The sequence below is a fragment of the Chloroflexota bacterium genome (genome assembly GCA_020850535.1).
Lineage (GTDB): Bacteria > Chloroflexota > UBA6077 > UBA6077 > JACCZL01 > JADZEM01.
This window is the reverse complement of the sequence record JADZEM010000178.1, coordinates 1-13,228: the sequence shown is the minus strand read 5'-3', so window position 1 is coordinate 13,228 and position 13,228 is coordinate 1. Positions and strand designations below refer to the sequence as shown.

Here is a 13,228-nt window from a genome sequence, read left to right as displayed (position 1 = left end):
GAGCCCGACCCCGATTGGCTCACCGAGAGCCGTGCTCTTTCAGGCGAAAGCCTGCGACGTAGAGCGCTACGCCTCGATCTCGCAGTACCCTGCCGAGCACGCAAGCTCCTGCGCCGCCGTCGTCAGGTCTTCCTGCTCGTAGCGGTAGATCTTGCTGAAGTCGATCGCCGGGAACTCGGACGCCCGCCGCTCGTACTCCTCCTTCGAGATCTCGATCAGCGGCAGCTGCGCGTACTGCGCGTCGAACGACGGCAGGAACGCCATACCACCGATCTTGTCCCGATGCTCCCAGATCCACTGGAGCAGATCGATCACCTCGTGCGGCCGGTAGGTGATCGTCACGCTCGGGTTGTGCTCCGTCCAGTGCACCTTGTTCTGCAGCCAGAACTCGCACTGCTCGATGGCCGTGCGGTCGTTGCGGGTAATCGAACCCTCGGGCGCCTTCACCGGGAAGTGGATGACCCAGGTCGTGGCATTCTCGGGTGTCTGGCCGTTCTCAGGGTCCATCGGCACGGCAGCGTCGCGCAGCACCTCGAAGATCGGCGAGTGCGCCGCCACCCGGGCGTTCTTCAGGTAGTACGGCGCCCAGCGGGAGTGCAGGCCGCTGGAGCAGTCCACGAGCTGCGAGGTGTTGCCGCTCGGCTTGACGCAGGTCACCGCTGCCGACTGGTTGATCCCCAGCGCCCGCGCCGTCATCCGGTTGACTTCGACGGCGACGTGCCGCAAACCATCCTTCACGCCGGCATCCTGCGCGATGGGGCTGTCCATCTGGCCGGTGATGTCCACGCCGAGCAGCCGCTCCTCCTCGCAGTTCTCCTTCCAGATCGGACGGAGGCCCGGGAAGTGCGTCGCCATCGACTGGATGCTGCCGATGATGGTGGCAAGCTCCACCTTCTCGCGCATCGTCTCGATGGTGTCATCAGCACGAGCCACCACGGCGGACAGGTTGCAGAACTGCCAGGGCCGCAACACGATCTCGCCGCAGTTATGCGCGACGAACCCGTTCGCATCAAAGGCGTTCGGCCCGGGAACCGAGCAGTCGAAGACCTCCTCGACGCCATCCGGCTCGATGGCTGCTACCGTCGCCGTGAACGTCTCACGATTCGGCTGTCGGCGGTAGCTGCCGAGCGCCTCGGTCAAGCGCGCACTCTTTGCCTCGTCTCCGAATCCGACCCGGATGGCGAACTCCTGCAAATTGTCATTCGCGACAACCAGCTCGTGGTTCGCCTGAGTCCAGTACTGAGCCGAGCCGCCGTGCCCATCTGGCATCGCGCGGAATCCCGCCGGCCGACGCTCGCGGTAGATCGTCGAGGCGACGCCAAGGCGGAGAAGCATGCGCTGGACGCCCTGGAGTGCAGCCAGGTTCGATTGCGCGAGCCGAACGCTCACGTCCTTCTGCTGACGACCCTGCACGCTGCCATCCGCGTCGAACAGACGCTGTAGGAAACCACCGTAGAAGGCGCTCGATGCACGCTCGACCTGTGGCGTGACCGTCTTGGCCCCTGGCTCGATGCCGTACTCCATCGCCAGTCGGGCCAACCCAGCCGATGGCACACGATGCTTGTCCGGCTGCACACAGGCCACGCCGCTCAGATCGCTCCGCCCCCCCACGGTCGCGTGAACCGCAGTCGCAGCAGCAGCCATTCGCACTGCAGACTGTTCGGCCCAGAAGTCGAGGTGCGCCATCGTGAGGGTCTGCCCGGCCTTGCCGGACCGCTGCGAGAACGTGCCGTCTCCCACCAGCGCCCCTAGCAACTGCCCCTCGACGAACGTGCCGTGCCCGTCCCAGGTCAAATCGCTTCGGTGCGTATGGATCTTCACCACGTCGCCCGGCTGCAGGCTGCCGGCCTCACGCCACTCGGTCCGCTCGACCTTGCGCGTCAGGTGGGTGACCGTCTCGATCTGGTGGTTGGCCGTCAGCCGCAGCGCATGACCCTCACGGGTCGTCAGCTTCAGCACCGGCTTGACTCCCGTGCTCCAGAAGCCTTCCGGCGTGGTGGCAAACGGCTGACCATGCACGATGGTCCGATGCGGCACACCAATCAGATCGCGTACCTGGCGCGGCCCTTGATCGGTGAGTACCCAGGTGTCAGCCGTCACACACGGGTTCGTGCCGAACTCGGCGTTCGCCCGGCGGGCCGGCCGCAGCTTCTGGGCCACGTCGCGGCTGAAGATGCCCGGCTCGCCACGGCCGCCCTCGACCATTTCGAGGAACTGGCGCATGAACTCCGTCTGCGAGGGGCCGCCCTCCGGCCAGACGGCCGAGTTGTTGGCGTTCCAGCGCTGGCTGTTCTCCCGCTCGAAGTCGCCGGCCTTGCAGCGCAGCATCTCCTCGTCGTGGTAGTCGTACAGCGAGATCATCGCCGTCCGACGCACGCCACCTGAGACCGCCGCCGACCCGACCGCGCACATCATGTCGTGCGCGTCGATGGGCCGCAGGAACGAGCCCTGCCGCGCCAGGATGCGCCGCCGCATGAAGTCGAGCATCGCCCGCAGCGGCTCGGGGCCGCTGGCGCGCCCGCCCTTGATCATCAGCGGCGCGCCGGCCGCGCGGATCAGGTCCAGGTTGAAGCGGACGTCGCCGCCGTCGAACCAGCGCTCCAGGCCGTAGCGCAGCGCCGCCGCCCAGCCCTCCGTCGTGTCCTCCACGACGTACAGGTCAGGGTTGGCCCCGGTCTGCCGCTTGATGCGCGGGAAGTTCTCGACGTACTTGCTCTCGACGGAGTACCCGACGCCGCAACCGCTCATCGAGATGATCAGCGCCTCGCAGAAGGCGTCCAGGCTGTCCACTGGCTGGTACGAGCAGTTGTAGATGCTGATGTTGTTGCGGCGCGCGGCCGGGCCAGCCATCGCCAGCATCCGCATCGACGGCATCACCTTCATGTCGAGGATGCCCAGGCGGATGCGCTCGTAGGTCTCCGACGGCAGCCGGTCGCCGGCCAGCTCGTGGAGGAAGGCCACCGAGCGGTCCACCGTCTCGACCCAGGTCTCGCGGCGGCCCAGCTCGTAGTTGAAGCGGCTGTACTTGTCGTAGAACTGGAACTGCTGCAACGCGGTGGGGAAGTACGGCTTGTCGGCGTCGAAGGCCGCCCGCACCTCGTCCGGGATCGGGCGCTCCAGCCGCTGCTTGGCATGCTCGAAGCGGTAGATGATGTACCGCTTGGCCGCCTCGAACTCGCCGGCCGCCTGCAGCACCATCTCGACGATGTCCTGGACTGTCTCGACGGTCGGCTTCTCGCCGGTATCGGCCTTGGCCGCGATGATGTTGGCCGCGCGCCGGGCCAGCTCCTTGACGGGCGTCGTCGGGGTGCGCCCGAAGCCGGCGAAGCAGCGGCTCAGCGCGCTCTCGATGCGCGAGATGTCGAACGGAACCTCGCGCCCGTCGCGCTTGATGATGCTCTCCGGCAACGGCACTTCGACTTCCATGGCGCTGTGCCCATGACCATTCCCGTTGCTGATAACCGCGCCCTCGGCATCGGGCTTCAAACGCTTTCCATCAGCGACGGTAACCGGCACCTTTGGCGCTTCTTGTGGCATCGCGTTCCCTCGCGGCTGAGGCTGTGTTATGTCCCGGCGGGTGGAGCCTACCCACGGCATCCGCCACAACATCTTGTGCTCAGGCAGGAAGCATGCCACAAGATCTTGTGTTCGTCAACATCTCGTCCGCTACTCATGCAGAAAAAGATGGGCAGACTTTTCGAGCATTTCCCGTGTAGAACGCCTGTTTTGTCAAGCTATCGTTCGGATAACAGCGGAGCGCTGTTCTTATGACGATCAGTCAATAGACGTAAGCAGATTCTGTCGAAGCGCGCTCCCTTCCGATGGGGCGGTACGGACGCAGGCGGAGCGCCGCTGCCTCGTGGCCGACGACCAGCCTGAGCTGGCAGAGACCATCACATGCGCATGTCCGCGGCCGACCCAAGCTGCATGCCAGCACATGGCATACGATGCTGCTCGTGGTACGCTGTGGGGGCCGGTCAGCATCGAGCGGCCACCTGTGCGAGCATGCTCAGGTGTGCCCGCCCTCCGCCTCCCTGGAGTCAGCAGCCGCATGGTCGCCTCGCCTGCACGCGCGCAGACGCTCCGCACGATGTGCCCGATGAACTGCCACCCGACCTACTGCGGCATGCTGGTGACCGTCGAGGATGGCCGCCTGCTCAAGATCGCGGGCGATCCCGACCATCCGGACAGTCGCGGCTTCCTGTGCGTGCGCGGGCGCTCGGCCCACGAGATCCAGGGCAACCCGCTGCGCCTCTCCCATCCGCTGCTTCGGCGCGGCCCGCGAGGCTCCGAGGGCTGGGAGCCGATCTCCTGGGACGATGCGATGGACCGCATCCTCTCGGCCATGCGGGCGGCCGGGCTGCCGCGCGTCGGCGTCTGGACCGGGCACGGCTCGTCGGTCAGCGGCATCGGCTCGCAGCTTGCGCGGCGGTTCGGCTATCTCAGCGGCGTGCAGGGCTGGAACTCCTCCATCGTCTGCTGGGCGCTCGGCGGGTACGGGCTGCTGCTGACCGGAACCACCAGCACCAACACCAAGGAGGACATGGCCGCCCACGCCGAGACGGTCATCATGTGGGGCGCGAACGTCGCCAGCCAGCCGACCACGGCCCCACACCTGATCGCGGCCCGCGAGCGCGGCGCAACAGTCGTCGCCATCGACGTGCGGCGCACCGAGACGGCCCGCCACGCCGACCGGATGCTGGTCATCAAGCCGGGCACGGACGCCGCCCTGGCCCTCGGCATGATGCAGATCATCGTCGAGGAGGGGCTGGAGGACCGGGCGTTCCTGGCCGAGCACACGGTCGGCTGGGAACGTCTCGCGCCGACGCTCGGGCGGCACACTCCGGCCTGGACCGCCGCCATCACCGGCCTGGACGAGGACACGATCCGCTGGCTGGCACGGCGGTACGCCACCAGCAAACCGGCCTGCATCGTCCTGGGCGGCGCGTCGATCTTCAAGCATCGGGGCGGCTGGCAGGTCAGCCGGGCGATCTCTTGCCTGCCGGCGCTGACCGGACAGTACGGCATCCCTGGCGGCGGACTCGGGCCACGCCACCGCGGCGGCACGCACGGCGAAGGCCCCGCCGACATCACCATGCCGCACCTGCGCCCGCCCGGCGAGTACATCCCCAGCCACATGCCCAGCATGGCCCGCGCGATGCGCGAGGGCAAGATCGATGTGCTCCTGCTGCTCGGAACCAACGTCCTGTCGAGCTTTGCCGACTCGGACGGCATGGCTGAGGCCATCGATCGAGTCGGGCTGGTCGTCTCGCACGACCTTTTCCACACCGAGACCACTCGGCGGCTCGCCGACATCGTCCTGCCCGGCACCTCCTGGTTGGAGGAAGTCGGGATGAAGGACACTGCCACCCACATCTACCTGACCGACCAGGCGTTGCCGACCTACGCCGAGGCTCGCTCGACGGCCCGGTTCATCACCGATCTCGCCCACGGCATCGACCGCCCGGACATCGTGCCCTGGGACGGCCCCGAGGGTCCGGTCAACGCCCTGCTGGCCGGCCTCGACGGCGGCCAGTTGACGGTCGAGCGGCTGCGGGCCTCCGATGGCCGCTACGAGCGCAAGATCTCGCACATCGCCTACCCCGACCACCGCTACCATACGCCATCCGGCAAGATCGAGCTGTACTCCGAACGGGCGGCTCGGATCGGGTTGCCGCCGCTGCCGATCTACGAGCCGCCCTCCGAGACGCCGGAGACGGCCCCGGCCCTGGCGGACCGCTACCCGCTGGTCTTCAAGCAGGGGCGGACGTTCACCTCGTTCCACGGCTTCTACGACGAGGCCCGCGCCCTGCCGTCACTGGCGAAGGTCAACCCTGGCCCCGAGCTGTGGATCAGCCCGCTGGACGCTGCCGAGCGCGGCATCACCCACGGGTCAGCCATTCAGCTCTACAACGACCGTGGCGCCGCGGACGCCACCGCTCGCGTTACCGAGGACGTGCCGCCGGGGGTCGTGTGGATGCGCGACGGCTGGGTCGCCGTCAACAAGCTGACGTCCAACGAGGACTGCCTGTCGCCGGCCCAGTCGGAAGCCTTGCCGATCCTGGGCGGCCAGGCCACCTACGAAGCGCTGGTGGAAGTCGTCAGTTCTCAGTCGTCAGTAGTGACGGCGCACCCTCCTGACAACCGATGACTGACCAATCGTGACCGAGGGTGTTCCGCTCCGCGAGGCCTTGAAGCTCGCGCCGTTCCAGCGAGCGCGCGTGGTGGCGGGCGCGACCGGCCTGGACCGGCTCGTCAATCAGGTCAACATCATGGAGGTGCCGGACATCCTGCCGTGGGTCAAGCCGCGCCAGTTGCTGCTGACCACGGCCTATCCGCTCCGCGACGAGCGCGCCGCCCTTGCCGATCTGGTGCCCGGCCTCGCCGAGCGCGGGCTGGCCGGGTTCGCCATCAAGCCGAGCCGCTACATCGACCAGATCCCGCCTGTCATGGTCGAGGCGGCTGAGCGGCTGGCGTTCCCGCTGATCGAGCTGCCGCCCGAAGCCTCCTTCGACGAGGTCATCAACGCCGTCCTCGGGTCGATCCTCAACGCCCAGGCACTGCGGCTGGAGCGCTCGGCGGCCATCCACGACCGCTTCACGCGGATCGTGCTGAGCGGCGGCGGCCTGCGCGAGATCGCGCAGACGCTGGCGGAGCTGATCGAGCGGCCGGCCGCCATTCTCGACCCTGAAGGGACGGTGCTGGCAGCATCCCAGGACGCCAGCCGCCACGGGCTCGGGGCGGCCGGCCGCCGGGGCACGCTGACGCCATTAGGGAGTGAGGGCCTGCCGTCCGCCCGGCGTGGCGAGGTCAGCGCGGCCATCTTCACCCTGACGGCCGCCACCCCGGTCGTCGCCCAGCCGATCCAGGTTGACGGCGAGCAACACGGCGCGATCATCCTGCCGGCCGAGACCGCCACCCTGGCCGATGACGCCCTGGTGGCCGTCGAGCAGGCAGCCACCGTCGCGGCGCTTCGGCTGGTGCAGGCGCGGGGCATCGCCGAGGCCGACCGGCGCTTTCAGGCCGTCTGCCTGGAGGAGCTGGTCGCCGGGCACGCTGTCGATCCCGGCATCCTGCACGAGCACGCGCTGACGTTCGGCTGGGACCTGGCGCAGCCACGGGCGGCGCTGGTGGTCGAGCTTGCGGCGCTGGACGGGCGGCCGGTCGATCAGCGGCCAGCCCTGGCGAGTGTCGGGGAGCAGACGCGCCTCCGTCAGCGGCTCACCGAGGCCGCCTCCGCCGCCCTGGGGCGCGAGGCTATCGTCTGGCAGCGCAGCGCGGGTGTCGCGGCGCTGGTGGCCCCGGGACCGCGCGGCCGGGCGGCGCTGCTGGAGGCCGCCGCCGCCCTGCAAGCCGAGGCTGCCCGTCGCCTGCCTGGAAGCCTCGTCAGCGTCGGGATCGGGCGCACCTGCGACGATCCTCTGGATCTCGCCGCCAGCCACCGCGAGGCGCTGCGGGCATTGGCCGTCGGTCGAAGAACGCGCGGCCCCGGCCACGTCTCCCTGTTCGAGGATCTCGGATTGGACCGACTGCTGGCCGGCTGCTCCAACGAGGAGCTGGCGGCGTTCCGCGAGGCGACCCTCGGCCCGCTCCTCACCTACGACACGGCCCACGGCAGCGAGCTGGTCCGGACGCTCGAGGTCTTCCTGGCCTGCAGCGGCAACGGCGCGAAGGCCGCCCACGTCCTGTACGTCCACTACAACACGGTGCGCCAGCGGCTCGCCACCGTCGAGCAGGTGCTGGGCCAGAGCCTGGACGACGCCGACGCACGCCTGAGCCTGGGGCTGGCACTGCGGGTGCTCCGGATGCTGCCACGCGGATAGCCGCCGTCTGCGCCGGCCAACGCCTGTGCTTGCGCGGATGCTTGCGCGGGTGCTTGCGCGGGTGCCGGTCGCTGGCGGCCTACCCTTCTCTGCCGATGGCAGACGCCGACCTCTGTCATTCTGACGAATGCGTCCAAGCCGCGTCAGCGATTCGTAACATCTACGGCCTACGCTGAGACCGTTCAGCCGCCCCGACGCCTGAACGCTGCGCCCCCGGCAGGATCGGCCTGCCCGGGGCCACCTCGCAACAGGGAGAGGACACGACATGCGAATCTCTGGCAAGCCTCTCGGATTGCTCGTCAGCGCCCTGGCGCTGCTGCTCGCCGCTGGCCTGGCACTCGCGCCGGCGGCGACCGCCGCGCCGGCCTCCCAGGAGATGATGCGACCGGCCTGGCACACGCTCCCGCTCGCCGACGCCCGCACCGGCCAGAGCTTCACGCTGGCAGACTTCGCCGGCAAGACCGTCTACGTCGAGCCGATGGCCACCTGGTGCACCAACTGCCGCCAGCAGATGAGCGCCATCCGCGATCACGTGCGCGGGCAGATCGATCCGCGGCAGGTCGTGTTCGTCGGGCTGAGCGTCGAGACGAACCTCGCGCCTGATGCGCTGGCCGCGTACGTCAACGCCCAGGGCTTTGACTGGACGTTCGCCGTCATGAGTCAGGAGATGCTGCAGGCCCTGGCCGGGCAGTTCGGGCGGACCGTCACCAACCCGCCGGCCGTGCCACACTTCCTGATCCTGCCGGACGGCTCGACCACCGATCTGAGCACCGGTTTCCAGTCGGCAGACGCGCTGCTGGCGAAGCTCGATGAGGCCAGCATGATGCACCCGATGGGCGCGCAGCCGATGACCGATCCGTCGATGTCCAGCGACTCGATGCCGGACAAGCCGATGTCGGACCCCTCGATGGGCAACAACCAGATGCCCGGCGGCGCGATGCCGGACAAGCCGATGGACCAGATGCCGCGTCCCTGATCCTCTGGAGTCACACGCGCCATGTCGAGTCAACTGCTGGAGGCGTTTGTCCTGGGCAACGCCTCCATCCTCACCAACGTCTGTATGTTGCCGCTCTACCCGAGCATGGTGGCGTACCTTGCCGCCGACTCGGGCCGGGCGCGCGACTGGCAGGGGGTGCTTGGCGTCCTGGTGCTGGCCGGCGTGCTGACCATGATGCTGGCAGTTGGCCTGATCCTGTTCCTGCTGCGCGCCACGTTTGGCGCCGTGCTGCCGTGGCTGCTGCCGCTGGTCTACGGCAGCGTCATCCTGCTGGGCGTCCTGCTGCTGCTCGGCAAGAGCCCGTTCGCCCGACTCGCCACCGCCCGGGCGCCGGTCTTCCGGAATCCGCTGTTGACGGCGTTCGCCTACGGCCTGCTGCTCGGCCCGATGACCCTGCCCTGCGCCGGTCCGCTGATCGTCAGTGCGTTTGTGCTGGGGGCCGGCAGCATCGCGTCCCTGGCTGACGGGCTGCTCTACGCGCTGGCATTCGGGCTGGGCTTCGGCTGGCCGCTGATCCTGCTGCCGCTGCTGGCGGCCCCGGCCCAGCGCCTCCTGACCCGGTTCGTCGCCGCGCGGTACACGCTGTTGACGCGAGCGGCCGGCCTGCTGCTAGTCAGCATCGGGCTGTTCGGGGTGTGGGCCGAGGTGCTGGCCCTGTGAAGCCGCGCCGGCATCGTCAGATTGGCGGTGGCGGTCCGCGTGCCAGCACGATGGTCACCCTGGACGGTCGCCATCGTCAGACGTGCTCGCGCGGCATCGGCACCCTCCCAAGGCGCACGCCCGTTGCCACGCTCGCGGCGTACCCGAGCGCGCCGATAGCGAAGGCGGCCCACAACCCGGAGCCAACGACGCCGGCGGCCAGCAGCGGGAACAGCAACCCGCCGACGTTTCCCACCGTGGGGAACAGGCCGAAGACGCCCGTCTGATAGCTGTGCGGAACGACGCGCGCAAGGTGCGCCACCAGCAGGGGACGCGCCAGGGCGGTCGGGATGCCGCGCAACAGCGCGAATACGCCCACCAGCCAGAGCCACGGCGACACCATGATCCCCAGCGTCACGATGGCCCCGAACAACATGCCGAACGTGTACAGCCGCACGATGTCCGAGCGATCAGCGATGCGCCCCGTCAGCCAGGTACTGACCGTGGTGACCACGCCGTACCCGCCCAGGATCCAGCCGATGGCGAAGGCCGGATCGGCGGCCACCTGGGCGATACGCACCGAAATGTAGGCATCCACCGTCCCGGAGCCAGACCGCACCAGGAACTGATTGGCGAAGTTCCAGCGGATGCCAGGCGTCTTCCAGGAAATAGCGAAGACCTCCCCCATACGCCCCATGACGGATACTGGCTTCGGCGCACCCTCTGGCTCGGGCAGCAGCAGCGCCAGCACGATCCCGGCGACGAGCACCAGGACGGCGTCGAGGATCTGTAGCCCGCGCAGCCCGATGACGGGGATGAGCAGCGCGCCGAGCGGCGGCCCGATGCTGGCCGCGATCGGCATCGCCGTCTGCACCGTCGCCACGGCCCGCCCGACGTACGGACGCGGGGTCAGCATGGCCTGCGTCGCGGTGATCACGCCGCCGACGCCGTAGCTGAACCCGCAGAGAGCGCGCGCCAGGATCACCCAGCCAAGCGTCTCAGCCCAGGCGGCGACCAGCAGGGAGACCGCCAGGATGATGAAGGTCCGCAGCAGGATGACCCGCCGTGAGAAGCGCTCGGCCAGCACGCCCCAGAACGGGCCGAGCGGCAGGGCCATGCCCATCGTGATGGCGACGAGGATGCCGGTCCAGACGCCAACCTCAGTATCGTCGAGGCCCAGCTCGCGAAGCTGGAGCGGGGTGAAGGCGATCAGGTGCCCCTCACTGGCGAACATGACGGTCGTGGTGGCGAGGAGCAGGACGTTGGTCCCACGCCAGGAAAGCTGCATGGCGGCATCATAGGCGACAGGACCGTGCGGCGCGAGGCGGCACGGACTGGCGATGAGGAGCCATTCGCCCGGAGGCCGGCCCGGTCTCGGCGGGTGGCCCGGTCTGGAAGGGTGGCCCGGTCTGGAAGGGTGGCCCGGTCTGGAAGGGTGGCCCGGTCTCGGAGGCGATGCCGGCTAGGATGCCCACTCCCGCCCGACGGTCACAAACGGCGCCTCAGCCGGAGCGTCAGCGGCTGGGCAGGCTACTGATGGTCCGCCGGCGCAGCCGGCACTCGCGTGCAGCCGCTCGCCTGCCCTGAGCAGCACCTGCATGCCGTTCAGGAACGTTGCCAGCTCGTCGTCGTCCAGGTGTTCCATCAACATGTTGGTGAAGGCCCGACGCCCGGCCATGAGACGCTGCAGCAAGGCGTTCCCGTCTGACGTGAGCCGGCACACGTGCTGACGACGGTCGGTCGGATCGTCGTCGCGCCGAACCAGGCCCCGCTCGACCAGCTTATCCATCACTGCTGTCACAGTCGGCAGGGTGACGCCCAACCCCCGCGCGACCTCGCTCACGCGCAATCCAGGGTCACTCACCGGACTCACCGAGCGGGACAGGACGAACATCATCTTGAGCTGCGACATGGTCAGGTCAACATCGACCCACTCGCGGGCCTGGGCTGGCCCGAGCACCCGCAGCATCTGCGGCTCAAGCTCAGCGATCTGCGCCAGCAGCTCGGTGCGGCGAGCGACCTCGCTCACGTCGTTCGTCCACTTCGAATAGTTCGGGGAGATGGAAGCATCGTACGCGGGTGTTAACGATCTGTCAACATGCGAACGGACGGTGGGCCGGCGAACGGACGGCTCAGGGGCGGTGGGACAGCAGCCTTACCGGGCTGCCATCCCCAGCTCACCCTGGAGATGGTCGATAAACTGGCGTGCTGTCCGGCCGCTGCGTCCGTTATGCCACTCGGCCCACTGGAGACCGCGACGCCGGAGCGTCTCAGCGTCGATGTCCAGGCCGCGCTGCTGTGCCAGAGCCTCGACCACGGCGAGGTAGCGTCGCTGATCCGGCGAGGGGAAGACCACCCGAATGCCGAACCGGTCCGACAGCGAAAGCTTCTCCTGCATCGTGTCCTGGCCGTGGATCTCGGCGGAGATCACCGACTCGCGGTCCGTCCAGCGCTCCTGCACGAGGTGCCGGCGGTTGGACGTGGCGTAGAGCACGACGTTGTTCGGTCGCCCCTCAACGCTCCCCTCCAGCACCGCCTTCAGGCCGCGATAGTCGCGCTCGCCCTCGTCGAACGAGAGATCGTCCACGAAGAGGATGAATCGCTCGGGGCGATCTCGGAGCTGGTTGATGATCCAGGGGAAATCGCTGAGGTCGTCGCGCGAGACTTCGACCAGCCGCAGGCCGGCGTCGGCGTGCTCGTTGAGCAGGGCCTTGACGGTGGAAGACTTGCCGGTGCCACGGTCGCCGTAGAGCAGCGCGCTGTTCGCGGCGAACCCGGCCAGGAACTGCTCGGTGTTCTGGAGCACCAGCGCGCGCTCGCGCTCGTAGCCGACGAGTTGATCCAGGCGAATCGGGTCCGGAGCGACGACGCCGACGAGCCGGCCCTGGCTCGGCCCCTGGCCCTCTTCGCGGACCCACCGGAACGCACGGTACCGCCCAAACGGGCCGGCCCCCACGCGCGCGTACCGTTCGGCCATCGTCTCGGCAAGGGCCGGCCAGTCATTCGACCGGGCGAGCTGCTGCTTGAGCGCGTAGCTGGCCTGAGCGGCCGGTTGATCGCCATCTGGCAGGGATCGGAAGCCGTCCCAGGCGACCCAGACATCGCCCGCCTCGGCGTTGGCGGCGTGCGCGGCGGCCCGAGCCAGTCGGGCAGTGTCGAGACTGTGCAGGGACTGGAGCGCTGCGAGATCGCGGCGGACCTGCGCCAGCAGGGACGGCCCGATGCCGTCGAGGCCGGCGCGCTGCGCCTTCCGGCTGAACGGCGTCTCCGTCTCCAACAGGCGATCCAGCAGGTGGTTCTGCCAGGCGTCGCCCACCAGTTGCTCGGTGGAGAGCTCGGCCTCGTCGGCCAGGAGCGCGAACAGCTTGCCGTAGATGCTGCCGATCCGGGCGGCGGACTCCTCGGTCGCCAGCGCGTCGAGCAGCTCCAGGAATGCCGCACCGATGGGGTCGGCGAGGACCGGGCGCAGCACGCTGAGGGATCGGGCGCGCAGCAGATCGGCGCGGATCAGCGCGGCGCCTCGCGCGCCGCTGAGCGAGGGGAGCGAGACGGTCATCGGGGCCTTCCTGGGAGGATCGCCCGAGAGTGTACCCGAACGCCACGCCCACAGACTCCGATCCTCCCAGGGGCTGCAGGGGGATTGCATGTTGATGTCGTCGTGCCGCCGCGTCGGGGCTTGAAAGCCCCGCCTACACTCCTGCCGTCGCTGCGCGACGCGCCAGTCGCACCAGTGCCTGCCGTTCCCCACGGCCGTCGCGCAGCGACGGCG

8 protein-coding genes are annotated in these 13,228 nt (G+C 68.9%); 4 read left to right on the top strand and 4 right to left on the bottom strand.

Annotated elements, in window-relative coordinates; all coding sequences use genetic code 11:
* Nucleotides 1-66: 66 nt before the first annotated feature.
* Nucleotides 67-3,537, bottom strand: coding sequence for a hypothetical protein (locus tag IT306_25565; protein MCC7371812.1), 3,471 nt, complete (start codon nucleotides 3,535-3,537; stop codon nucleotides 67-69).
* A gap of 514 nt (nucleotides 3,538-4,051) precedes the next feature.
* Here IT306_25565 and IT306_25560 point away from each other — a divergent pair.
* The 4 genes from IT306_25560 (at nucleotide 4,052) to IT306_25545 (ending at nucleotide 9,480) form a co-directional block, all read left to right on the top strand.
* Entirely contained in the window at nucleotides 4,052-6,151 is a 2,100-nt protein-coding gene (locus IT306_25560; GenBank protein MCC7371811.1) for a molybdopterin-dependent oxidoreductase, read from the top strand.
* Nucleotides 6,152-6,161: 10 nt separating this feature from the next.
* Entirely contained in the window at nucleotides 6,162-7,823 is a 1,662-nt protein-coding gene (locus IT306_25555; protein MCC7371810.1) for a PucR family transcriptional regulator ligand-binding domain-containing protein, read from the top strand.
* 265 nt (nucleotides 7,824-8,088) lie between these two features.
* Entirely contained in the window at nucleotides 8,089-8,799 is a 711-nt protein-coding gene (locus IT306_25550) for a TlpA family protein disulfide reductase (GenBank protein MCC7371809.1), read from the top strand.
* Between the two features lie 21 nt (nucleotides 8,800-8,820).
* Entirely contained in the window at nucleotides 8,821-9,480 is a 660-nt protein-coding gene (locus IT306_25545) for a hypothetical protein (protein ID MCC7371808.1), read from the top strand.
* Between the two features lie 76 nt (nucleotides 9,481-9,556).
* On the opposite strand, the gene IT306_25540 is transcribed toward IT306_25545, so the two are convergent.
* From IT306_25540 to IT306_25530, 3 genes are all read right to left on the bottom strand, one after another.
* A complete protein-coding gene (locus IT306_25540) occupies nucleotides 9,557-10,747 on the bottom strand; it encodes an MFS transporter (protein ID MCC7371807.1) in 1,191 nt (396 codons plus the stop codon).
* Nucleotides 10,748-10,921: 174 nt separating this feature from the next.
* Nucleotides 10,922-11,488: a winged helix-turn-helix transcriptional regulator gene (locus IT306_25535; protein MCC7371806.1), complete on the bottom strand. Its 567-nt coding sequence runs from the start codon at nucleotides 11,486-11,488 to the stop codon at nucleotides 10,922-10,924.
* 126 nt (nucleotides 11,489-11,614) lie between these two features.
* On the bottom strand, nucleotides 11,615-13,015 hold the full coding sequence (locus tag IT306_25530; GenBank protein MCC7371805.1) for an ATP-binding protein: 1,401 nt from the start codon (nucleotides 13,013-13,015) through the stop codon (nucleotides 11,615-11,617).
* Between the last annotated feature and the right edge of the window lie 213 nt (nucleotides 13,016-13,228).